This is a genomic window from Pseudomonas sp. IT-P2 (assembly GCF_949767575.1).
Lineage (GTDB): Bacteria > Pseudomonadota > Gammaproteobacteria > Pseudomonadales > Pseudomonadaceae > Aquipseudomonas > Aquipseudomonas pharyngis.
Map to the genome: position 1 here is coordinate 32,414 of NZ_CATKQA010000001.1, position 23,372 is coordinate 55,785.

Sequence of the window (23,372 nt, forward strand, 5' to 3'; positions counted from 1 at the left end):
TCAGCGACTCGCTTCTATCAAGGCTTCGGCTTCGGCCAGACGCTCGTGCGTGCCGACATCGACCCAGCGACCTTTCAGTCGCTCGCCGGTCACCTGCCCGTCCGCCATGGCTTTACGCAGCAGCGGCGCCAGTTTGAAGGCACCGCCGCTGCAGCCGTCAAACAACTGCGGGTGCAATACGGCGATGCCGCTGTAGGTCAGGGTTGCCGCCTCGGCCTGGCCATCACGCACCTGGCCGTCGGTCAGGGTGAAGTCGCCTGTCGGGTGATGGGCCGGGTTGTCCGCCAGCACCAGATGCGCCAGCCCGGTGATCGGCTGATGCAGCACGCTGAAGTCGTAATCGGTCCAGATATCACCGTTGACCACCAGAAACGCGTCGTCGCCCAACAGCGGCAAGGCGCGGAAAATGCCGCCGCCGGTTTCCAGTGGCTCGCCCTCCGGCGAGTACTGGATCGACACGCCGAACTGCGAACCATCGCCCAGATGATCTTCGATCTGCCGGCCGAGCCAGGCATGGTTGATCACGATCTCATTGAAACCGGCTGCGGCCAGGGCACGCAGGTGATATTCAATCAGCGGCACGCCGCCGGCACGCACCAGCGGCTTCGGGGTGGTCAGGGTCAGCGGGCGCATGCGCTCGCCTTTGCCGGCCGCCAGAATCATTGCCTTCATGCCGTCACTCCACCACGCAGGCTGGCGAGCAGTGCCTGCAGATCCGCCAACTCGGGACGGCGGGCGATGACCGCTTCTATATAAGAGAAGAAACGCGGCACATCACCGAGGTAACGCGGCTTGCCGTCGCGATGGCAGATGCGGGCGAAGATGCCGATGACTTTCAGATGACGCTGCACGCCCATCAGGTCGCTGGCGCGCAGGAACTCTTCGAAGTCCGGCTGCACCGGAATGTTCAGCGCCGACGCCTGCTGCCAGTAGCTTTCCAGCCAGCCGCGCACACGTTCTTCAGGCCAGCTGAGGAATGCGTCCTTGAACAGGCAGGTCACGTCGTAGGTCACCGGGCCGTACACGGCGTCCTGGAAATCCAGCACGCCGGGATTAGGCTCGCTGAGCATCAGGTTGCGCGGCATGTAGTCGCGGTGCACCAGCACTTTCGGCTGGGCGAGGGCGCTGTCGATCAGCAGCTCGCTGACCTTTTGCCACTGCTGCTGTTGGGTGGCATCGAACTCGACGCCCAACTCGCGTTTCACGTACCACTCGGGAAACAGTTCCAGCTCGCGGCGCAACAACGCGACGTCATAGCTCGGCAGCGGCGCCACCATCGGCAGCTGCTGAAAAGCCAGCAGCGCTTGCAGGGCATCGCTGAACAACGCGTCGGCATTTTCGCTGTCGATCACGTCCAGATAGGTCTGGTTGCCCAGGTCATTGAGCAAAAGAAAGCCACGTTCGAGGTCTTCGGCATAAATTTTCGGCACGTTGATACCGGATTTCGCCAGCAAAAAGGCGATATCCACGAACGGTTTGCAGTTTTCCTGAGGCGGCGGCGCGTCCATCACGACGAAGCTGCGACCCGCGCCTTCCCAACGGAAATACCGGCGGAAACTCGCGTCGCTGCTGGCCGCGGTCAACGTGGCCGGGGGTACGGCTCCCCAGCCCTGATCTGCAAAAAGGGTTGCCAACTGTTCATCGAGCCAAACTTTCAGGTGTTGCAAGCGTACATCTTGATCAGGCATTGCAAGGGTCTCCGACGGCGCTAGCCGTCAAGCGGGTCATGCTTTATTATCCAGCATCTTTTTCAGACCATCGAGAGGCGTGCGGCCCACACCGCGGGCAGATGGCACGCAGGAAGCCCGGACTAATAAGATGGCATTGAAATCCCCCGCGTTTCGTAAAAAATTTCCGTTGTTGGTAACCGGCAGTCTGCTGGCTATGCAACCTCTGGCCAGTTCATTCGTTGTTGCCGCCGAGCAGTATGACTGCGCCGTCTCGGCAACGGGTGGCTGGGCCTGCTCGCCGAAGACGCCGGCCGCTGCCTTGCCGCCGCGTCCCGTGCATGACGGCAGTGCCGTCAGCGCCGCTGGCGAAGCTCCGGCCCAGAACGGCTCCACCGCGGAGTCCGGGCCCAAGCCGGTACTGGTTACCGAGTCCAAGGGCCGCGGCCTGAAATCCCGTAGCGAAGACTACAGTCACCTCGACTGGGTTCCGCGCGAGAAGCTCACCGCCGCCCAACTGGCCGAGACCGGTCCTTACTGCTCTGGTTCCTATATCGAACCGATTCGTCCTGGCATGAATGACAAGACGAATAAAAGTGACGCCCCGACCTTCATCGGCGCCAAGGCATCGCGTTATCAGCAGGATTCGCAGGTCGCGAGCCTGGCCGGTGACGTGGTCATGCGTCAGGGCAGCATGCAGGTCGAAGCCGACGAGGCCAACCTGTATCAGGCCGAAAGCCGTGGCGAACTGGCGGGCAACGTGCGCATTCGCGACAACGGCGCGCTGATCGTCGGCGACCACGCCGATGTGCAGCTCGACACTGGTGAAGCCAAGGTCGACAACGCGGAATACGTGATGCACAAATCGCGCATCCGCGGTAACGCGCTGTACGCCAAGCGTGCCGAAAACGCGATCATTCGTCTGAAGGACGGCACGTACACCACGTGCGAACCGAACAGCAACGCCTGGCAGCTCAAGGGCAACAACATCACCCTGAACCCTGCCACCGGTTTCGGTACCGCGACCAACGTGACACTGCGGGTCAAGGACATTCCTGTCCTGTACACGCCGTACATCTACTTCCCGATCGACGATCGTCGTCAGTCGGGCTTCCTGCCGCCGACCATCGGCACCGGCAGCGACACCGGCTTCATGCTGGTGACCCCGTACTACTTCAACCTGGCGCCGAACTACGATGCCACGTTGTATCCACGCTACATGGCCAAACGCGGTCTGTTGATGGAAGGCGAATTCCGCTACCTCACCAAGTCCAGCGAAGGTCAGTTCGGTGCGGCGTACCTCAACGACGAGGACGACGAGCGCAAGGGCCAGACCGACTACGACAAGACCCGCTACATGTACAACTGGCAACACAAGGGCGGTCTCGACTCCCGTGTGTTCACCCAGGTGGATTACACCAAGATCAGCGATCCGTACTACTTCCAGGATCTGCAGACCGACCAGATCGGCGTGAAAAGTGCCGACTACGTGAATCAGCAGGGCTCGGTCACCTATCGTGGCGACAGCTACACCGCCCGTTTGAATGCCCAGGCGTACCAGCTGGCAACCGTATCGAACATCACACCGTATGACCGACTGCCGCAGATCACCTTCAATGGTCAGCTGCCCTATCATCCGGAAGGCCTGAATTTCGACTACGAGACCGAGATCGTTCGTTTTGACCGTGATCTGAAAAACGGCAACTTTACCAACGAAGACGGCACTGTCGAGCCACGCCTCGATAACAACGTATTCGGGCTCGCTCGCGCCAATGGTGACCGTCTGAACCTGAAACCAGGTGTCAGCCTGCCGATGAGCACGACCTATGGCTACCTGACTCCGTCGCTCAAATATCAGTACACCCAGTATCAACTGGATCTGGACGGCACCGGCAAATCGCAAATTGCCGCCCAGACAGCAGAGCAGAACAAACTCAACGGCACCTTCGACAGCAACCAGAGTCGCGGCGTGCCGATCGCCAGCGTTGACGGTGGTCTGTACTTTGACCGCAACACGTCCTTCTTTGGCAAGAACTACCGCCAGACGCTTGAGCCGCGCATGTTCTATCTCTATGTGCCGAAGGTGGATCAGGAAGACATTCCGGTATTCGACACCAGCGAATACACCTTCAACTATGCGTCGCTGTTCCGTGACAACCGTTTCTCCGGTTCCGACCGTGTTGGCGACGAGAACAAGCTGTCGCTGGGCGTGACCAGCCGCTGGATCGAAGACGACGGGTTCGAGCGTCAACGCATCAGCGTCGGCCAGGCTCTGTACTTCAAGGATCGCGAAGTCCAACTGCCAGGCATCGCGTTCAACGACCGCGACGACGCCAAGGCCAATGTTTCGCCTTACGCGCTGGAATACGAATACCGCTGGAACCGCGACTGGCGCACCACGGCCGACTACAACTGGGATCCGGACAGCCGCAGCCCGCGTTCGGGTAGCGCGATGTTCCACTACCAGCCTGAAGACAACCCGAACAAGGTGGTCAACGTCGGCTATCGCTATCGCAACGACCAGGTCCGTTACGACCAGAACACCGGTAAATGGTCGGTGGGTGGTGGTGACTACGGCACCCCAGGCCAGCCTGGCTACGTGAAGGACTACTACAAGATCCAGCAGCATGACTTCTCGGTCATCTGGCCGATCGTTCCGCAGTGGAGCGCGATCAGCCGCTGGCAGTACGACTACAACCGCAATCGCACGCTGGAAGCCTTCGGTGGTTTCGAATATGACAACTGCTGCTGGAAACTGCGCCTGATCAACCGTTACTGGGTCAGCTATGACGAATTCAGTCAGAACGCCCCGGAAAACGAAAAAGGCGACCACGGCGTCTTCCTCCAAATTGTTCTGAAGGGACTCGGCGGCCTCACTGGCGCCAAGGTAGAGAGCTTCCTCGACAAAGGCATCCAAGGTTATCGTCAACGTGAAGACCAAGCTTTCTGATTGTCTGCGCCCGCTGATGCTGGGCGCGCTGTTCCTGGGTACCGCGGCCAACGCCGCGGTGCAGTCCATCGATAAGGTTGTGGCCATCGTCGACAACGACGTGGTCATGCAGAGCCAGCTGGATCAACGCGTCCACGAAGTTCAGCAAACCATCGCCAAGCGTGGCGGCGGTCTGCCGCCTCCGGGCGTGCTGGATCAACAGGTGCTCGAGCGCCTGATCGTTGAAAATCTGCAACTGCAGATCGGCGAACGTTCCGGCATCCGCATCACCGATGAAGAACTGAACCAGGCGGTTGGCACCATTGCCCAGCGCAACAACATGACCCCGGAGCAGTTCCGCATCGCCCTGTCTCGCGATGGTCTGTCTTACAACGACGCTCGCGAGCAGATCCGTCGTGAAATGATCATCAGCCGTGTGCGTCAGCGCCGCGTGGCCGAGCGCATTCAGGTCTCGGAACAGGAAGTGAAGAACTTCCTCGCCTCCGACCTGGGCAAGATGCAACTGTCAGAAGAGCTGCACCTGGCCAACATCCTGATCCCGACCCCGGAAAGCGCCAACTCCGAAGCGATTCAGAGTGCTGCACGCAAGGCGATGGACGTTTACCAGCAGCTCAAGCAAGGCGCTGACTTCGGCCAGATGGCCGTGGCCAACTCCGCCAGTGACAACGCTCTGGAAGGCGGCGATATGGGCTGGCGTAAAGCCGCTCAACTGCCACCGCCGTTCGACCGTGAGTTGAGCCGCATGGCAATCGGCGACATCACTCAACCGGCACGCACCCCAGGTGGTTTCATCATCCTGAAGCTGCTGGAAAAACGTGGTGGCGAAAGCCAGATGCGCGACGAAGTGCATGTGCGCCATATTCTGGTCAAGCCAAGTCCGGTTCGCGACGAAGCCAAGACCAAGGAACTGGCTCAGTCGCTCTATAACCGCATCGAAGCCGGTGAAGATTTTGCCGAACTGGCCAAGAAGTACTCGGAAGACCCGGGTTCTGCCCTCAACGGCGGCGACCTGAACTGGATCGACCCGAACGCACTGGTACCGGAATTCCGCGCCGTGATGGCCAAGTCCCAGCAGGGTCAGCTGTCCAAGCCGTTCCAGACCCAGTACGGCTGGCACGTTCTGGAAGTCCTTGGCCGTCGCGCCACCGACAGCACCGAACAGGCCCGTGAGCAGCAAGCGATGACCGTACTGCGTAACCGCAAATACGACGAAGAGCTGCAAACCTGGCTGCGTCAGATCCGTGACGAAGCGTACGTAGAGATCAAACTCCCTGGTGCAGACCAGGCAGCGCAGTGAAACCCAAGCGTTTCGCGCTGACACCCGGCGAACCGGCCGGCATCGGTCCCGACCTGTGCCTGCTGCTCGCCTCGCAAGCCCAGCCACACCCCCTGATTGCCATCACCAGCCGCGACCTGCTCCAAGAGCGGGCCGCGCAGCTGGGGTTGGCCGTCAGTTTGCTGGACGTTGCGCCTGACCACTGGCCGGACGCTCCGGCGCCCGCCAACAGCCTGTATGTCTGGGACACCCCACTCAGCGCCCCGGTGGTCGCCGGGCAACTGGACAAGGCCAACGCCGCATTCGTCCTCGAAACCCTGACCCGCGCCGGCAATGGCTGCCTGAACGGTGATTTCGCCGGGATGATCACCGCCCCGGTTCACAAGGGCGTGATCAACGAATCGGGTATCGCGTTTTCCGGTCACACCGAATTTCTCGCCGACCTGACCCACACCGCCCAAGTGGTGATGATGCTCGCCACCCGCGGTTTGCGCGTGGCGCTGGTCACCACTCACCTGCCCTTGCGCGCCATCGCCGATGCGATCACGCCGGAGCGGCTGGAACGGGTCACGCGGATTCTGCACGCCGACCTGCAACAAAAATTCGGCATCGCCCAACCGCGCATCCTGGTCTGCGGGCTCAATCCGCACGCCGGTGAAGGCGGACACCTGGGCCATGAAGAAATCGACATCATCGAACCCACATTGGAGCGCCTGCGCGGCGAGGGCATGGACCTTCGTGGCCCGCTGCCTGCCGACACTCTGTTTACCCCCAAATATCTGGAGCACTGCGACGCGGTGCTGGCGATGTACCACGACCAGGGCCTGCCCGTGTTGAAGTACAAAGGCTTCGGCGCTGCGGTCAACGTGACCCTGGGCCTGCCGATCATCCGCACGTCGGTCGACCACGGCACGGCCCTGGATCTGGCCGGCAGTGGCAAGATCGACACCGGCAGCCTGCAAGTCGCCCTGGAAACCGCCTACCAGATGGCCGAGACCCGTTTATGACCGAGCAATACCAACACAAGGCGCGCAAACGCTTTGGCCAAAACTTCCTGCATGATGCCGGCGTCATCGACCGCATCCTGCGCTCCATCAGTGCCAAGGCCGGCGACCGCATGTTGGAGATCGGCCCGGGCCAGGGCGCATTGACTGCCGGCATCCTCAACTCCGGCGCACAGCTGGACGTAGTGGAGCTGGACAAGGACCTGATCCCGATCCTCAACCAGCAGTTCGCCGGCAAGAGCAATTTCAACCTGCATCAGGGCGATGCGCTGAAGTTCGACTTCAACAGCCTGAATGCTGCGCCGAACAGCCTGCGCGTGGTCGGCAACCTGCCGTACAACATCTCCACGCCGCTGATTTTTCACCTGCTGAACAACGCCGGCATCATCCGCGACATGCACTTCATGCTGCAGAAGGAAGTGGTCGAACGTCTGGCCGCAGGTCCGGGTGGTGGTGACTGGGGTCGGTTGTCGATCATGGTTCAGTACCATTGCCGCGTAGAGCATCTGTTCAACGTCGGCCCGGGCGCGTTCAATCCGCCACCGAAAGTCGACTCGGCCATCGTTCGCCTGGTGCCGCACGCGGTTCTGCCGCACCCGGCCAAGGATCATCGCCTGCTCGAACGCGTGGTTCGCGAAGCTTTCAACCAGCGCCGCAAAACCCTGCGCAACACCCTCAAACAACTGCTCAGCAACGCTGAAATCGAAGCCGCCGGCGTTGATGGCAGTTTGCGTCCCGAGCAACTGGATCTGGCGGCATTCGTACGTCTGGCCGACCAGCTCGCGGTACAGATCCCGGCAACCCCCGCCGCCGACTGACAGCCGTGAACGCTATCGGGCAGGACGCCACTCTGGTTTACTGCCCGATACTTGCCTAGACTGATTCCCCATCAGCTACGCCTCGCGTTCCGCTTCATTTAAGGCCCTTTTGCATGTCCGATCCTCGTTATCAGGTCGATGTCAGCGTCGTTACCCACTATCTGGCAGACCAATCGCAACCCGAGCACGACCGCTTCGCCTTCGCCTACACCATCACCGTGCAGAATAATGGCGAGCAGCCCGCACGCCTGATGTCGCGTCACTGGGTGATCACTGACGGCGACGGCCATGTCGAAGAAGTCCGCGGCGCCGGTGTCGTCGGCCAGCAACCACTGATCGATTCAGGCAAAAGCCACACGTACAGCAGCGGCACGGTCATGACCACCAAGGTCGGCACCATGCAAGGCACTTACGAAATGGTTGCCAGCGACGGCAAACATTTCGACGCAATCATCAAGCCCTTCCGCCTCGCCGTCCCCGGAGCCCTTCACTGATGGCGACGTATGCCGTGGGGGACTTGCAAGGCTGCCTCGAACCGCTGAAATGCCTGCTCAAGCAGGTTGCGTTCGATCCGTCGATCGATCGGCTGTGGCTGGTCGGCGACCTGGTCAACCGTGGCCCGCAATCGCTGGAAACCCTGCGTTTTCTATATGGCATGCGCGAATCGCTGGTTTGCGTGCTGGGCAATCACGACCTGCACCTGCTGGCGGCCGCTAAAAAGATCGAGCGCCTGAAAAAGTCCGACACCCTGCGCGAGATTATCGAAGCCCCCGACGGCCCGGTGCTGATGGAGTGGTTGCGTCAGCAAAAGCTGATGCACTACGACGAAGTGCGTGATGTCGCCATGGCCCACGCCGGCATCCCGCCGCAATGGTCGCTGCGGCGCGCTCTGAAGTGCGCCGCCGAGGTCGAAACCGCCCTGCGCGACGACAATCTGTTTCCCGCCTACCTCGACGGCATGTACGGCAACGAACCGGCGAAGTGGGACAACGATCTCAAAGGCGTCACCCGCCTGCGAGTCATCACCAACTATTTCACGCGCATGCGCTTCTGCACCGCCGAAGGCAAGCTTGACCTCAAGAGCAAGGAAGGCCTCGACACCGCGCCACCGGGATATAAGCCCTGGTTCCAGCACAAGGATCGGAAGACCAAAGGTCTGCGGATCATCTTCGGTCACTGGGCGGCGCTGGAAGGCAATGTCCATGAGCCAGGCATCTGCGCACTGGACACCGGTTGTGTCTGGGGCGGCAGTCTGACCCTGATGAACGTCGACAGCGGCGAACGCCTGTCATGCAAATGCGATGAGCATGGTGGCCTTGCCCCAACCGTCGCACCACTTATCCCCGAAACTTCGCCAGTCAGCGTCCCGCGTTAGACTGCGCTTTCAGCCGAGCAACAGGAACCCGCCATGAGCGAATTCAAACGTATTCCCCCGGAGCAGGCCCAGGCCCTGCGCGAGCAAGGTGCAGTCGTGGTCGACGTCCGCGACCCGGCGACCTTCGCCGCCCTGCACATCAGCGGCTCGAAACATCTGGATAATCATTCCCTGCATGCTTTCATCCAGGGCGCCGACCTCGATGCTCCGACCGTCGTGGTCTGCTACCACGGCAACTCGAGCCAGGGTGCCGCGGCCTACCTCGTGAGCCAGGGCTTCTCCGACGTCTACAGCATGGACGGCGGCTTCGAACTGTGGCGTACGACTTTTCCTTCGGAAACCGCGCAAGGCAGCTCCGAATAATTTTTTTGTAACGCGCAGGCCCCGGCTCCCGTGGGCCCGCGGCGGCAGACGAACGGTCTTGCCACAACTAATTACGTATCTCGCCTTTACCTCCCGAATTCCCAACTATCCTTAAGCCCAGGCCATCCAAAACAGGGGAGAGCCGGTACACCGGCGCACGGGTCATCGGGAGTGACTTTCAAGGTTGTCGACCGCGAAAGTGTTCTGGGGGGTAAACAATCAGCTGCCACAGCGGCTGCTTGCCAGCATCGACTGAGTGATCCGGCGTCGGCTCCACGTATCGAGCGAGGTGACGTCATGAGTATCTTTAGCCACTTCCAACAACGCTTCGAGTCCACACGCCAGGAAGAACTCTCGCTGCAAGAGTACCTGGAGCTGTGCAAGAACGACCGTAGCGCCTACGTTTCTGCCGCCGAGCGTCTATTGCTGGCCATCGGCGAACCGGAGCTGCTCGACACCTCGACCAACTCGAGACTGTCGCGAATTTTTTCCAACAAGGTAATCCGTCGCTATCCGGCCTTTGAAGACTTCCACGGGATGGAAGAATGCATCGACCAGATCGTGTCGTATTTCCGCCATGCCGCCCAGGGCCTGGAAGAGAAGAAACAGATCCTCTATCTGCTCGGCCCTGTCGGCGGCGGTAAATCGTCTTTGGCCGAGAAGCTGAAACAACTGATGGAAAAAGTGCCCTTCTACGCGATCAAGGGCTCGCCGGTATTCGAATCGCCTTTGGGTCTGTTCAACGCCACCGAAGATGGCGCGATCCTCGAGGAAGACTTCGGCATTCCACGGCGCTACCTGAACACCATCATGTCGCCATGGGCCACCAAGCGCCTGGCCGAATTCGGCGGCGACATCAGCCAGTTCCGCGTGGTCAAGCTGTACCCATCGATCCTCAACCAGATCGCCGTGGCCAAGACCGAGCCGGGTGACGAAAACAACCAGGACATCTCCGCGCTGGTGGGCAAGGTCGATATCCGCAAACTCGAAGAATTCCCGCAGAACGACGCCGACGCCTACAGCTACTCAGGTGCGCTGTGCCGGGCCAACCAGGGCCTGATGGAATTCGTCGAGATGTTCAAGGCACCGATCAAGGTGCTGCACCCGTTACTGACCGCCACTCAGGAAGGCAACTACAACAGTACCGAAGGCCTGGGCGCGATTCCTTTCACCGGGATTTTGCTGGCTCACTCCAACGAATCGGAGTGGCACACCTTCCGCAACAACAAGAACAACGAAGCCTTCATCGACCGGATCTACATCGTCAAGGTGCCGTACTGCCTGCGGGTCAGTGACGAAGTGAAGATCTACGACAAGCTGTTGTTCAACAGCTCCTTGTCCAAGGCCCATTGCGCGCCGGACACCCTGAAGATGCTGGCGCAGTTCACCGTGCTCTCACGCCTGAAGGAGCCGGAAAACTCCAACATCTATTCGAAGATGCGCGTGTATGACGGCGAAAACCTCAAGGACACCGATCCGAAGGCCAAGTCGATTCAGGAATACCGCGATGCGGCGGGCGTCGACGAAGGCATGAATGGTCTGTCGACCCGGTTCGCGTTCAAGATTCTGTCCAAGGTCTTCAACTTCGATCCGCACGAAATCGCCGCCAACCCGGTACACCTGCTCTATGTGCTGGAACAGCAGATCGAACAGGAACAGTTCCAGGCCGAAACCCGCGAGCGCTACCTGCGCTACCTGAAAGAATACCTGGCGCCGCGTTATATCGAATTCATCGGCAAGGAGATCCAAACCGCCTACCTCGAGTCTTACAGCGAATACGGCCAGAACATCTTCGACCGCTACGTGCTGTATGCGGACTTCTGGATTCAGGATCAGGAGTACCGAGATCCGGAAACCGGCGAGATCCTCAACCGCGTCGCCCTCAACGAGGAGCTGGAAAAAATCGAGAAACCGGCCGGCATCAGCAATCCGAAGGATTTCCGCAACGAAATCGTCAACTTCGTGTTGCGCGCCCGGGCCAACAACAACGGCAAGAACCCGACCTGGCTCAGCTACGAAAAACTGCGGGTGGTCATCGAGAAGAAAATGTTCTCGAACACCGAGGACCTGCTGCCAGTCATCAGCTTCAACGCCAAGGCCAGCAAAGAGGATCAACAGAAACACAACGACTTCGTTACACGAATGGTCGAACGCGGCTACACCGACAAACAGGTACGACTGCTCTCCGAGTGGTATCTGCGGGTCCGGAAATCGCAGTAAAGCAGCTGCAAGCTACAAGCTTCGAGCTGCAAGTAAAAAAGCGCATGAGCCTGATGCCAGGGCATATGCCTGCACTTGCGGCTCGCAGCTCACTACTTGAAGCTGCCCGGAGGGCCTCCTATGAGCTATGTGATCGACCGACGTCTCAATGGCAAGAACAAGAGCACGGTGAACCGTCAGCGCTTCCTGCGGCGTTACCGTGACCACATCAAGAAGGCTGTCGAAGAGGCGGTCAGCCGGCGTTCCATTACCGATATGGAGCACGGTGAGCAGATCAGCATTCCCGGTCGCGATATCGACGAGCCGGTGCTTCACCATGGTCGTGGCGGCAAGCAGACCGTGGTCCATCCCGGCAACAAGGAGTTCACCGCCGGCGAACATATTGCCCGTCCGCCGGGAGGCGGAGGTGGCCGTGGGCCAGGCAAGGCCGGCAACTCCGGCGAAGGCATGGACGAGTTCGTCTTCCAGATCACCCAGGAAGAATTCCTCGAATTCATGTTCGAGGACCTCGAACTGCCCAACCTGGTCAAGCGCAACCTGACCGGCACCGACACCTTCAAGACCGTACGTGCGGGGATCAGCAACGAGGGCAACCCGTCGCGGATCAACATCATCCGTACCCTGCGTTCGGCTCATGCACGGCGCATTGCGTTGTCGGGCAGCAGCCGCGCCAAACTGCGCGAAGTCAAAGAAGAGCTGGCGCGACTGAAACGCGAAGAACCGGATAACTTCGGGGATATTCAGGATCTCGAGGCGGAAATCGAGAAACTCAGTGCGCGCATCCATCGGGTGCCGTTCCTCGATACCTTCGACCTCAAGTACAACCTGCTGATCAAGCAGCCGAACCCCAGCTCGAAGGCCGTGATGTTCTGCCTGATGGACGTTTCCGGCTCCATGACCCAGGCGACCAAGGACATCGCCAAGCGCTTCTTCATCCTGTTGTACCTGTTCCTCAAGCGGAACTACGACAAGATCGACGTGGTGTTCATCCGCCACCACACCAGCGCCCGGGAAGTGGACGAAGAAGAGTTTTTCTATTCCCGGGAAACCGGCGGCACCATCGTTTCCAGTGCACTCAAGCTGATGCAGGAGATCATGGCCGAGCGCTACCCAAGCAACGAATGGAACATCTACGCCGCCCAGGCTTCCGACGGCGACAACTGGAACGACGACTCGCCGATCTGCCGCGACATCCTGATCAACCAGATCATGCCGTTCGTGCAGTACTACACTTACGTGGAGATCACCCCGCGCGAACATCAGGCCTTGTGGTACGAGTACGAGCGCATCGCCGAAGCCTTTTCCGACACTTTTGCCCAGCAACAACTGGTCTCGGCCGGGGATATCTATCCGGTCTTCCGTGAACTCTTCCAGCGCAGGTTAGTGACATGACCGCCAAAGAGCAGAAGCGCCAACCCATTTCCACCGGCTCGGAATGGACATTCGAGCTGATCCAGACGTACGACCGTGAAATCGCCCGTATCGCGGCCCGGTATGCCCTGGATACCTATCCCAACCAGATCGAAGTGATCACCGCCGAACAGATGATGGACGCCTATGCGTCGGTCGGCATGCCGCTGGGCTATCACCATTGGTCCTACGGCAAGCACTTTCTCAGTACCGAAAAATCCTACAGTCGCGGGCAGATGGGGCTGGCGTACGAGATCGTGATCAACTCGGACCCGTGCATCGCCTACCTGATGGAGGAAAACACCATCTGCATGCAGGCGCTGGTGGTCGCGCATGCCTGCTACGGCCACAACAGCTTCTTCAAGGGCAACTATCTGTTCCGCACCTGGACCGACGCCAGTTCGATTATCGATTACCTGGTGTTCGCCAAGCAGTACATCATGCAGTGCGAAGAGCGCCACGGCATCGATGCGGTGGAGGATCTGCTCGACTCCTGCCATGCCCTGATGAACTACGGCGTCGACCGCTACAAGCGTCCGTATCCGATTTCCGCGGAGGAAGAGCGGCGCCGGCAGAAGGATCGCGAGGAGCACTTGCAGAAACAGATCAACGACCTGTGGCGCACCATCCCCAAAGGCGCAGACAAGTACAGCGACAAGGACAACGCGCGCTTCCCGGCCGAACCGCAGGAAAACATCCTGTACTTCATCGAGAAACACGCTCCGCTGCTGGAACCCTGGCAACGCGAGATCGTGCGGATCGTGCGCAAGATCGCCCAGTATTTCTATCCACAGCGCCAGACCCAGGTGATGAACGAAGGCTGGGCGACGTTCTGGCACTACACGCTGATGAACGATCTGTATGACGAAGGCCTGGTGACCGACGGCTTCATGATGGAGTTCCTGACGTCCCACACCAGCGTGGTGTTCCAGCCGGGGTTCGACAGCCCGTATTACAACGGCATCAACCCGTATGCCCTGGGCTTTGCGATGTATCGCGACATCCGGCGCATGTGCGAAGAGCCCACGGAAGAAGACCGTCGCTGGTTCCCGGAAATCGCCGGCAGCGATTGGTTATCGACCATCAAGTTCGCCATGAGCAGCTTCAAGGATGAGAGTTTCATCCTGCAGTACCTGTCACCCAAGGTGATCCGCGACCTCAAGCTGTTCAGCATCCTCGATGACGACCAGAAGGACGATCTGCTGGTACCTGCGATCCATGACGAGGGTGGCTACCGGATCATTCGCGAAACGCTCGCAGCGCAGTACAACCTGGGTAACCGCGAGCCGAACGTGCAGATCTACAGCATCGATCGCCGCGGCGACCGCTCGCTGACCCTGCGCCACCAGCAACACGACCGCAAACCGCTGGGCGATTCCACCGAAGAGGTCCTCAAACACCTGCACCGGCTATGGGGTTTCGACATTCATCTGGAAACCCTGCAGGGCGACCAGATCATGAAGACCCATCACGTTCCGCCCCGCAGCGAACACAGCGAGGGGGACTACGGTCGACTCGACCTGGCCGTCATTCATCTTTGATCCCGTTCAGGCCTCCGAAAGTCCGGCGCAAGGGTTATCCTGTCGGGCCAACGGAGGTTTTTTATGCAGATTTACAAGGTCGGCGGTGCGGTACGTGATCGCCTGCTGGGCAAACCGGTCACCGATATCGATTGGGTGGTGGTCGGCGCGACCACGGAAGAAATGCTTGCCAAGGGATATCGCCCGGTCGGTGCGGATTTCCCGGTGTTTCTTCACCCGAAAAGCGGCGAGGAGTACGCCCTCGCCCGCACCGAGCGCAAGAGCGGTCGCGGTTATGGTGGCTTCACCTTTCACGCCAGCCCCGAGGTCACGCTGGAAGAAGACCTGATCCGCCGTGACCTGACAATCAATGCCATGGCCGAAGACGATCAGCAAAACCTGACCGATCCCTACCACGGTCAGCGTGATCTTGAAGAGCGGATCCTGCGCCACGTTTCCCCCGCGTTTGCCGAAGATCCACTCAGGGTTCTGCGCGTTGCGCGCTTTGCCGCCCGCTACGCAGAGCTGGGTTTCAAGGTAGCGCCCGAAACTTTGGAGTTGATGCGTCAGCTCAGCGAATCAGGTGAACTGGAAGCCCTTACGGCCGAACGCAGCTGGAAGGAGATTTCCCGCGCACTGATGGAAGATCAGCCCCAGGTGTTCATTCAGGTGTTGCGCGATTGCGGCGCCTTGAAGGTGCTGATGCCAGAGGTCGATGCCTTGTTCGGCGTGCCGCAACCGGAAGCCCATCATCCGGAAATCGACAGCGGTATTCACACCCTGAGCGTGCTTGAGCAGTCAGCCCTGCACAAGCAGCCGCTGACCGTGCGCTGGGCCTGCCTGCTGCACGACCTCGGCAAAGGCCTGACGCCAGAAGCGGAATGGCCACGACACATCGCCCATGAGCACAAAGGCCTGACGTTGATCAAAGCGGTCAACGAACGCTTCAAGGCGCCGAAGGACTGTCAGGAGTTGGCCTTGCTGGTCGGCCAATATCACACCCACGGGCATCGCGCCCTGGAGTTGAAAGCGTCGACTTTGCTTGAGTTGCTGCAAAGCTTTGACGTTTACCGTCGACCACAGCGTTTCGAAGAATTTATCGTCGCGTGCGAGATGGACGCCCGAGGCCGCAAAGGGCTTGAGCAGCGCAGTTATCCACAGGCCGATTACCTGCGCGGTGCGGCCAATGTGGCGCGCGGCGTGGCGGTACAGCCGTTGCTGGAGAAGGGATTCAAAGGCCCGGAACTGGGCGAAGCACTCAAGCGCGAACGGCTCAAGGCGTTGAAGGTTTACAAGGAATCGGCGGCGTCCTGAAACGCCTGATCCGCCCTCGCGAGGGCGGATCAAACCATTCAAGACAGATCTGAAGGCGTGAGCTGAGTACCGCGCCACTCGAATCCGACCGGCGCCAGCACCTGATCGATCTGCGCTTCGGCCCACAACGTGGCAAAGCTTTTTCCTGCACCGGGATGCACCCGATCCGGCGCAATCAAAGACAGCGGCCACAGCACAAAGGCATTTTTCAGGATTTCCGCCCGAGGCAGGACCAGTCCATCGAAGTTGCCCGCCAGATCGCCGTACAGCAGCACGTCGATATCCAGCGGCAAGCCCTTGCGATCCGGCGCATAACGGCCATTGTCCGCTTCAATGAATTTCAAGCGGCGATCCAGCTCGATCAACGGCAGATCCGTAAAAGCCGACACCACGAAGTTGAAGAACGGCCCGCTCTTGATCCCCACCGGCAGGCTTTCGAACACCGGCGAACAGCGAATATCCACCAAAAACGTGGACAAGGCATCCAGACCGGCCTGCAAATGGGTTTCGCGCTCGATATTGCTACCGAGCCCGAGATAGACCTGGGTCAGCGACATCCGCGCTCGATCTCCACACCCACGCCACCCTTGGCGGCCGGTACGGCACCTGGCTTGGTCAGCTTCAGGCGCACCCAGGTGATCTTGAATTCACTCATCAGCACTTCAACCAGACGTTCGGCGAAAGTCTCGACCAGTTGATACCGGGATTGCTCGGCAAAGGCCTGGATCCGCGTGGATACACTGGCGTAATCGAGCGCCAGGGTCAGGTCGTCACCGGCGGCGGCCGGCCGATTGTCCCAGGCGAAGCTCAGATCAAGACGCAGGCACTGTCGGATGCCGCGCTCCCAGTCGTAGGCACCGATCACGGTGTCGACTTCCAGGCCCTCGATAAACACTCTGTCCAAGCACTTTTCTCCGCTGCACGACAAGGGCGCAATGCGCCGTTAGAATCAGGGCGTCCTCGCCCGGAATAGTTAGCATGTTTTGGTTACTGGCGATCCTCGCCTACCTGCTCGGCTCTCTGTCCTTCGCCATTTTGCTCAGCCGCCTGACCGGAAATCCGGATCCGCGAATGAGTGGCTCGGGTAATGCCGGCGCCACCAACATGCTGCGCCTGGCCGGACGCAAACTCGCGATCCTGACCCTGCTGGGTGATCTGTGCAAAGGCCTGCTACCGGTGCTGATCGCTTCGGCAATGGGCCTTTCGCTGCAGGATCAGGCGTGGATCGGCGTCTGCGCCGTGATCGGTCACCTGTTCCCGTTGTACTTCCGCTTTCGCGGTGGCAAGGGCGTTGCCACGGCGGCCGGCATGCTGCTGGGGCTGTATCCACCCGCCGCGCTGCTGGCCGTGTGCGCCTGGCTGCTGACGTTCTACCTGACCCGCACCAGCTCGCTGGCGGCGCTGATCGCCACTCCGCTGACCCTGCCGTTGCTGGCCTGGCAGGAACCGGCGGCGCTGTTGCCGATGAGCACGCTGACACTGCTGATCGTCTGGCGCCACCGGGGCAATCTACGCGACCTGTTCGCCGGGCGCGAACGGCATTTTTAAATACCGCACGTGAGCGCCGCTCATCACAGCGCCGACAACTGCTCCATCGGCCAGCGCGCCTGCACGCTGATCGCCAGACTCTCCTGCTGACCGGCCTGCAAACGCTGGCAGCCGGCAAACGCAATCATCGCGCCGTTATCGGTGCAAAACTCGGGACGGGCATAGAACACATCGCCCTTCATGTCGCCGAGCATCTTCTCCAGCGAAACACGCAGCGCCTTGTTGGCACTGACGCCGCCGGCAATTACAAGACGCTTCATGCCGGCCTGCTTGAGGGCACGCTTGCACTTGATGGTCAAAGTCTCCACCACGGCCTGCTGGAACGCCAGCGCGATGTCGCAACGGGCTTGCTCGCTGTCGTCCCCGGCGCTGACGCACTGCTGCCAGGTGTTGAGGGCGAAGGTCTTCAGGCCGCTGAAGCTGAAATCCAGGCCCGGGCGATCACACATCGGACGCGGGAAGGTGAAACGTCCTGCGACGCCCTTCTCTGCCAGCTTGGCGATTTCCGGTCCGCCCGGATAATTCAGGCCCATCATTTTTGCAGTCTTGTCGAAAGCTTCGCCCGCGGCATCGTCCAGCGTCTCGCCGAGCAGGCTGTATTGGCCGATGCCATCGACCTGAACCAGCTGCGTATGACCACCGGACACCAACAAAGCGACGAACGGAAATTCCGGCGGTTTTGGCTCCAGCATCGGCGCCAGCAGATGGCCTTCCATGTGATGCACGCCAAGGGCCGGAATGCCCCAGGCAAAGGCCAGCGCCTGGGCGCACGAAGCCCCCACCAGCAGCGCACCGACCAGGCCGGGACCCGCGGTGTAGGCGATGGCGTCGATCTCGGTTGGTACGCAGTCCGCCTCGGCCAGCACCTGACGAATCAGGGGCAGCATGCGCTTGACGTGATCGCGCGAGGCCAGCTCCGGCACCACGCCACCATAGACACGGTGCAGGTCGATCTGACTGAACAGCGCATCGGCCAGCAGGCCGCGTTCACTGTCGTACAAAGCGACGCCGGTTTCGTCGCAGGAAGTTTCTAATCCCAGTACTAGCATGGGTTTGCGCCTTGTTTAGGCTGAATTCGAAGGCGCGCATAATAGTCGCCGCGTGATGCCCCGACCAGCGGTTTTCGATCAGAGGCTTTGCATTCCGAGCGATGAGGGGTTAACATCCGCAACCCTTAAAAACCGACGTCTTCAAGTGCTCTTTTGCCGCGAGGATGTTGACCCCGGTAATGAATGAAGGTAGCTCTGGATGCCAGCCGTCAAAGTTAAAGAGAACGAACCCTTCGACGTAGCTCTGCGTCGTTTCAAGCGCTCCTGCGAAAAAGCCGGTGTACTGGCTGAAGTTCGTAGCCGCGAATTTTACGAGAAGCCAACTTCTGAGCGTAAGCGCAAGGCAGCTGCTGCTGTTAAGCGTCACGCCAAGAAAGTTCAGCGCGAACAGCGCCGCGCCGTTCGTCTGTACTAATACACAGACGATCGTAGCAAGCTTCTGCCAAGCCCGGCCCTCAGCCGGGCTAATGGCATTTGCGTAAAACGCTTGATGCTTCACCGTCGAAGCCGCAGATGCGACCGAGACAAACCCGCTTCACCGCGTCAGGCCTGGCTCTTTTGCCAGCGGTGCACGTCTTTTCTGACGAGCCTTTCAAGGCTACTGACGAGCACACCCACTGATTCCTCTTACGACGATCAGCCCAAGGCACCAGCTTGCGTGCCCGCTTCATGAGCTATCCGAGGCCGATTACCAGCCGTCAGCGGATTCAGCGCAACATTTTCGAATAGTCGAAGACTGATGAGCACTAACGTCAGTGGATTTTCGGCAGATACACTTCCCGACAGCGATTACGCAAACGACACCGGTCGAGCCGCCCAACGTGCGCGCATCACTCATTGACCCGCGTCCGGCCGCCTTTCGCATCGGACCCATTACAGCGCAGACGAGAACGCCATGGCCGGGCTGATTCCCCAGAGCTTCATTGACGACCTTCTGAACCGCACCGACATCGTCGACGTGGTCAGCTCGCGCGTGCAATTGAAGAAGGCCGGCAAAAACTACACCGCCTGCTGCCCGTTCCATAAAGAGAAAACCCCGTCGTTCAGCGTCAGTCCCGACAAGCAGTTCTATTACTGCTTCGGCTGCGGCGCCGGCGGCAACGCCCTCGGCTTTCTCATGGATCACGATAACCTGGATTTCCCCCAGGCCGTCGAAGACCTCGCCAAAGCCGCCGGCATGGAAGTCCCACGCGAAGAAGGCGGTCGCTCGAACAAACCGCGCCAGCCGACCGACTCACCGCTGTACCCGCTGCTCACAGCCGCCGCCGACTTTTATCGACAGGCGCTCAAAAGCCATCCGGCACGCAAGGCTGCAGTGGACTACCTCAAGGGTCGCGGCCTGACCGGCGAAATCGCCCGGGACTTCGGCCTCGGATTCGCGCCGCCGGGCTGGGACAACTTGTTCAAACACTTGAGCAGCGACACCTTGCAGCAGAAAGCCATGATCGATGCCGGCCTGCTGATCGAAAACGCCGAAACCGGCAAACGCTACGACCGCTTTCGCGATCGCGTGATGTTCCCGATCCGCGACACCCGTGGACGGATCATCGCTTTCGGTGGACGAGTGCTCGGTGACGACAAGCCGAAATACCTGAACTCGCCGGAAACCCCCGTGTTCCATAAAGGCCAGGAACTCTACGGCCTCTACGAAGCACGCAAGAACAATCGCAACCTCGACGAAATCATCGTCGTCGAGGGCTATATGGACGTCATCGCCCTGGCCCAACAAGGCCTGCGCAATGCCGTCGCGACATTGGGCACCGCCACCAGCGAAGAACACCTCAAGCGCCTGTTTCGCGTCGTGCCGAACGTACTGTTTTGCTTTGACGGCGACCAGGCTGGCCGCAATGCCGCCTGGCGCGCACTGGAAGCCACACTGCCCTGCCTGCAGGACGGTCGCCGTGCACGCTTTCTGTTTCTGCCTGAAGGCGAAGACCCGGATACGTTGATTCGCGCCGAGGGCACTGACGCCTTCCGCGCCCGGATCAATCAGCATGCACAGCCGCTGGCGGACTACTTCTTCCAGCAACTGACCGAAGAAGCCGACCCGCGCTCACTGGAGGGCAAGGCCCACATGGCCACGCTCGCAGCACCGCTGATCGACAAGGTCCCTGGCGCCAACCTGCGCATCCTGATGCGCCAGCGCCTGAGCGAGATCACCGGCCTGAGCAGTGAAAGCGTCAGCCAGCTGGCCCAGAGCGCGCCGCAGGAAGCACCGCCCGCCTACGACCCGGGCATCGACTATGACGCCATGCCGGACTACAGCGACTACCATCAGCCGCAGGCACAGGACATGTATGTGCCGCAGCAGGAATGGACGCCGAAGAAACCCGGTGCCGGCGGCAAGAAATGGGACAAGAAACCGTGGGACAAGAATGGCAAGCGTGGCGGCGATCGCGACCAGCCCCGTGCCCCGCGCGTGCCGGCCGCCGTCGAACCACCGACCCTGGCCGCCCTGAGAACCTTGCTGCATCACCCGCAACTGGCGGAGAAAGTCGAGGACGCCGGGCACTTCGCGGACGAGAACCAGACCAACGCACAACTGCTGGTGGCACTGCTCGAAGCCGTACAGAAGAATCCCAAGCTAAACTCATTTCAGTTGATCGCGCGATGGCACGGAACCGAACAGGGCCGCTTGCTAAAGGCGCTGGCGGAAAAGGAATGGCTGATTGACGGAGACAACCTTGAACAACAGTTTTTCGACACCATTACTAGCTTGTCAGCCCGCCAACGCGAGCGAAATCTGGAACAACTGCTCAGGAAAGCGCGTCAAAGCGAACTGAGCGCCGAAGAGAAAAATCAACTGCGCGACCTTTTAAGTCGCAATGTTTCCGCATCAAACCCGACCTCAACTGGCGCGTGAGGTCATAGCTCAGGTATAATCCTCGGCTTGTTTTTTGCCCGCCAAGACCTTCAGTGGATAGGGTGTTATGTCCGGAAAAGCGCAACAGCAGTCTCGTATTATTGAGTTGATCAAACTGGGTCGTGAGCAGAAGTATCTGACTTACGCCGAGGTCAACGACCACCTGCCCGAGGATATTTCAGATCCGGAGCAGGTGGAAGACATCATCCGCATGATTAACGACATGGGGATCCCCGTACACGAGAGTGCTCCGGATGCGGACGCCCTTATGCTGGCCGACGCCGATACCGACGAGGCCGCTGCGGAAGAAGCAGCCGCTGCGTTGGCGGCGGTGGAGACCGATATCGGTCGCACCACCGACCCGGTGCGCATGTACATGCGTGAAATGGGTACGGTCGAGCTTCTGACTCGTGAAGGCGAAATCGAAATCGCCAAACGCATCGAAGAAGGCATCCGTGAAGTGATGAGCGCCATCGCGCACTTCCCTGGCACGGTTGACCATATTCTTTCCGAATACACTCGCGTCACTACCGAGGGCGGTCGCCTGTCCGACGTTCTGAGCGGTTACATCGACCCGGACGACGGCATTGCGCCGCCTGCCGCCGAAGTGCCGCCGCCGATCGACGCGAAAGCGGCGAAAGCCGAAGAATCCGACGACGATGACGACGCCGAAGCTTCCGATGACGAAGAAGAAGCCGAAAGCGGTCCGGATCCGGTCATTGCCGCACAGCGCTTCGGTGCTGTCGCCGACCAGATGGAAATCACCCGCAAGGCCCTGAAAAAGCACGGTCGTCACAACAAGGCGGCAATTGCCGAACTGTTGGCCCTGGCCGAGCTGTTCATGCCGATCAAACTGGTGCCGAAGCAATTCGAAGCCCTGGTCGAGCGTGTTCGCAGTGCCCTGGATCGTCTGCGTCAGCAAGAGCGCGCGATCATGCAACTCTGCGTACGTGATGCACGTATGCCTCGCGCCGACTTCCTGCGCCAGTTCCCGGGCAACGAAGTCGACGAAAGCTGGTCCGACGCCCTGGCCAAAGGCAAGAGCAAGTACGCCGAAGCCATTGCTCGCGTGCAACCGGACATCATCCGTTGCCAGCAGAAGCTGACCGCGCTGGAAACCGAGACCGGTTTGACCATCGCCGAGATCAAGGACATCAACCGTCGCATGTCGATCGGTGAGGCCAAGGCCCGCCGCGCGAAGAAAGAAATGGTTGAAGCAAACTTGCGTCTGGTGATCTCCATCGCCAAGAAGTACACCAACCGCGGCCTGCAATTCCTCGATCTGATCCAGGAAGGCAACATCGGTCTGATGAAAGCGGTGGACAAGTTCGAATACCGTCGTGGTTACAAGTTCTCGACTTATGCCACCTGGTGGATCCGTCAGGCGATCACTCGCTCGATCGCCGACCAGGCCCGCACCATCCGTATTCCGGTGCACATGATCGAGACAATCAACAAGCTCAACCGTATTTCCCGCCAGATGCTGCAGGAAATGGGTCGCGAACCGACCCCGGAAGAGCTGGGTGAACGCATGGAAATGCCTGAGGACAAGATCCGCAAGGTATTGAAGATCGCCAAAGAGCCGATCTCCATGGAAACCCCGATCGGTGATGACGAAGACTCCCATCTGGGTGACTTCATCGAAGACTCGACCATGCAGTCGCCAATCGATGTCGCCACTGTTGAGAGCCTGAAAGAAGCGACCCGCGAAGTGCTGTCCGGCCTTACTGCCCGTGAAGCCAAGGTACTGCGCATGCGTTTCGGTATCGACATGAACACCGACCATACGCTCGAAGAAGTCGGCAAACAGTTTGACGTGACCCGCGAGCGGATCCGTCAGATCGAAGCCAAGGCGCTGCGCAAGCTGCGCCACCCGACGCGAAGCGAGCATCTGCGCTCCTTCCTCGACGAGTGATACCAGAACCCCCGGCCCAGGCCGGGGGTTTTGTTTATATGGCAGATTAAATACTCAGCTCCGCCCTCCCCCGCGCACAG

20 protein-coding genes are annotated in these 23,372 nt (G+C 60.0%); 15 read left to right on the forward strand and 5 right to left on the reverse strand.

Features of this window, described 5'->3' with window-relative positions:
* A complete protein-coding gene (gene murU / locus ACM6JM_RS00160; protein ID WP_039768087.1) occupies nt 1-672 on the reverse strand; it encodes an N-acetylmuramate alpha-1-phosphate uridylyltransferase MurU in 672 nt (223 codons plus the stop codon).
* On the reverse strand, nt 669-1,688 hold the full coding sequence (locus ACM6JM_RS00165; RefSeq protein ID WP_103385419.1) for an aminoglycoside phosphotransferase family protein: 1,020 nt from the start codon (nt 1,686-1,688) through the stop codon (nt 669-671). The genes murU and ACM6JM_RS00165 overlap by 4 nt, the downstream gene beginning before the upstream one ends.
* A 130-nt stretch (nt 1,689-1,818) precedes the next feature.
* Here ACM6JM_RS00165 and ACM6JM_RS00170 point away from each other — a divergent pair, with 130 nt between their 5' ends.
* The 11 genes from ACM6JM_RS00170 to ACM6JM_RS00220 all read left to right on the forward strand — a co-directional run bounded on the left by ACM6JM_RS00170 (nt 1,819) and on the right by ACM6JM_RS00220 (nt 15,917).
* The gene (locus ACM6JM_RS00170; protein WP_414881110.1) at nt 1,819-4,617 is read left to right on the forward strand and encodes an LPS-assembly protein LptD; all 2,799 of its coding nucleotides are present in this window, start codon (nt 1,819-1,821) and stop codon (nt 4,615-4,617) included.
* The gene (surA, locus tag ACM6JM_RS00175) at nt 4,598-5,914 is read left to right on the forward strand and encodes a peptidylprolyl isomerase SurA (RefSeq protein ID WP_039768084.1); all 1,317 of its coding nucleotides are present in this window, start codon (nt 4,598-4,600) and stop codon (nt 5,912-5,914) included. The genes ACM6JM_RS00170 and surA overlap by 20 nt, the downstream gene beginning before the upstream one ends.
* Nucleotides 5,911-6,900 (forward strand): 4-hydroxythreonine-4-phosphate dehydrogenase PdxA, encoded by a 990-nt coding sequence (gene pdxA / locus ACM6JM_RS00180; RefSeq protein ID WP_414881111.1) that lies wholly within the window; start codon nt 5,911-5,913, stop codon nt 6,898-6,900. Before surA ends, pdxA begins: the two co-directional genes overlap by 4 nt.
* Nucleotides 6,897-7,715, forward strand: coding sequence for a 16S rRNA (adenine(1518)-N(6)/adenine(1519)-N(6))-dimethyltransferase RsmA (gene rsmA, locus ACM6JM_RS00185; RefSeq protein WP_039768082.1), 819 nt, complete (start codon nt 6,897-6,899; stop codon nt 7,713-7,715). The genes pdxA and rsmA overlap by 4 nt, the downstream gene beginning before the upstream one ends.
* A 113-nt stretch (nt 7,716-7,828) precedes the next feature.
* The gene (gene apaG, locus ACM6JM_RS00190; protein WP_039768081.1) at nt 7,829-8,209 is read left to right on the forward strand and encodes a Co2+/Mg2+ efflux protein ApaG; all 381 of its coding nucleotides are present in this window, start codon (nt 7,829-7,831) and stop codon (nt 8,207-8,209) included.
* A complete protein-coding gene (locus tag ACM6JM_RS00195; RefSeq protein WP_074692226.1) occupies nt 8,209-9,090 on the forward strand; it encodes a symmetrical bis(5'-nucleosyl)-tetraphosphatase in 882 nt (293 codons plus the stop codon). Before apaG ends, ACM6JM_RS00195 begins: the two co-directional genes overlap by 1 nt.
* 33 nt (nt 9,091-9,123) lie before the next feature.
* Nucleotides 9,124-9,453, forward strand: coding sequence for a thiosulfate sulfurtransferase GlpE (glpE, locus tag ACM6JM_RS00200; protein ID WP_039768079.1), 330 nt, complete (start codon nt 9,124-9,126; stop codon nt 9,451-9,453).
* 297 nt (nt 9,454-9,750) lie between these two features.
* Entirely contained in the window at nt 9,751-11,673 is a 1,923-nt protein-coding gene (locus ACM6JM_RS00205; RefSeq protein WP_039768078.1) for a PrkA family serine protein kinase, read from the forward strand.
* Between the two features lie 120 nt (nt 11,674-11,793).
* Nucleotides 11,794-13,065 (forward strand): YeaH/YhbH family protein, encoded by a 1,272-nt coding sequence (locus tag ACM6JM_RS00210; protein WP_007959907.1) that lies wholly within the window; start codon nt 11,794-11,796, stop codon nt 13,063-13,065.
* Nucleotides 13,062-14,624, forward strand: a complete 1,563-nt coding sequence (locus tag ACM6JM_RS00215) for a SpoVR family protein (RefSeq protein ID WP_039768077.1) — start codon at nt 13,062-13,064, stop codon at nt 14,622-14,624. Before ACM6JM_RS00210 ends, ACM6JM_RS00215 begins: the two co-directional genes overlap by 4 nt.
* 63 nt (nt 14,625-14,687) lie before the next feature.
* Nucleotides 14,688-15,917 (forward strand): multifunctional CCA addition/repair protein, encoded by a 1,230-nt coding sequence (locus ACM6JM_RS00220; protein WP_039768076.1) that lies wholly within the window; start codon nt 14,688-14,690, stop codon nt 15,915-15,917.
* Between the two features lie 38 nt (nt 15,918-15,955).
* Here ACM6JM_RS00220 and folK read toward each other — a convergent pair whose 3' ends face one another.
* Nucleotides 15,956-16,474 carry a 2-amino-4-hydroxy-6-hydroxymethyldihydropteridine diphosphokinase gene (gene folK / locus ACM6JM_RS00225; RefSeq protein WP_414881112.1) on the reverse strand — a complete coding sequence of 173 codons (519 nt, stop codon included), beginning with the start codon at nt 16,472-16,474 and terminating at the stop codon, nt 15,956-15,958.
* Nucleotides 16,465-16,821 (reverse strand): dihydroneopterin aldolase, encoded by a 357-nt coding sequence (gene folB, locus ACM6JM_RS00230; protein WP_064380331.1) that lies wholly within the window; start codon nt 16,819-16,821, stop codon nt 16,465-16,467. The genes folK and folB overlap by 10 nt, the downstream gene beginning before the upstream one ends.
* 74 nt (nt 16,822-16,895) lie before the next feature.
* Here folB and plsY point away from each other — a divergent pair, with 74 nt between their 5' ends.
* Complete coding sequence (gene plsY, locus ACM6JM_RS00235) at nt 16,896-17,465, forward strand: glycerol-3-phosphate 1-O-acyltransferase PlsY (protein WP_007959895.1); 570 nt, start codon at nt 16,896-16,898, stop codon at nt 17,463-17,465.
* Nucleotides 17,466-17,488: 23 nt separating this feature from the next.
* On the opposite strand, the gene tsaD is transcribed toward plsY, so the two are convergent.
* Nucleotides 17,489-18,514: a tRNA (adenosine(37)-N6)-threonylcarbamoyltransferase complex transferase subunit TsaD gene (gene tsaD / locus ACM6JM_RS00240; protein WP_039768071.1), complete on the reverse strand. Its 1,026-nt coding sequence runs from the start codon at nt 18,512-18,514 to the stop codon at nt 17,489-17,491.
* A 199-nt stretch (nt 18,515-18,713) separates the two neighbouring features.
* On the opposite strand from tsaD, the gene rpsU reads away from it, so the two are divergent.
* The 3 genes from rpsU to rpoD all read left to right on the forward strand — a co-directional run bounded on the left by rpsU (nt 18,714) and on the right by rpoD (nt 23,292).
* Nucleotides 18,714-18,929 carry a 30S ribosomal protein S21 gene (gene rpsU / locus ACM6JM_RS00245; protein ID WP_002551877.1) on the forward strand — a complete coding sequence of 72 codons (216 nt, stop codon included), beginning with the start codon at nt 18,714-18,716 and terminating at the stop codon, nt 18,927-18,929.
* A 480-nt stretch (nt 18,930-19,409) separates the two neighbouring features.
* Nucleotides 19,410-21,377, forward strand: a complete 1,968-nt coding sequence (gene dnaG / locus ACM6JM_RS00250) for a DNA primase (protein ID WP_074692219.1) — start codon at nt 19,410-19,412, stop codon at nt 21,375-21,377.
* 67 nt (nt 21,378-21,444) lie between these two features.
* The gene (gene rpoD, locus ACM6JM_RS00255; RefSeq protein ID WP_039768067.1) at nt 21,445-23,292 is read left to right on the forward strand and encodes an RNA polymerase sigma factor RpoD; all 1,848 of its coding nucleotides are present in this window, start codon (nt 21,445-21,447) and stop codon (nt 23,290-23,292) included.
* The last annotated feature ends 80 nt before the right edge of the window (nt 23,293-23,372 follow it).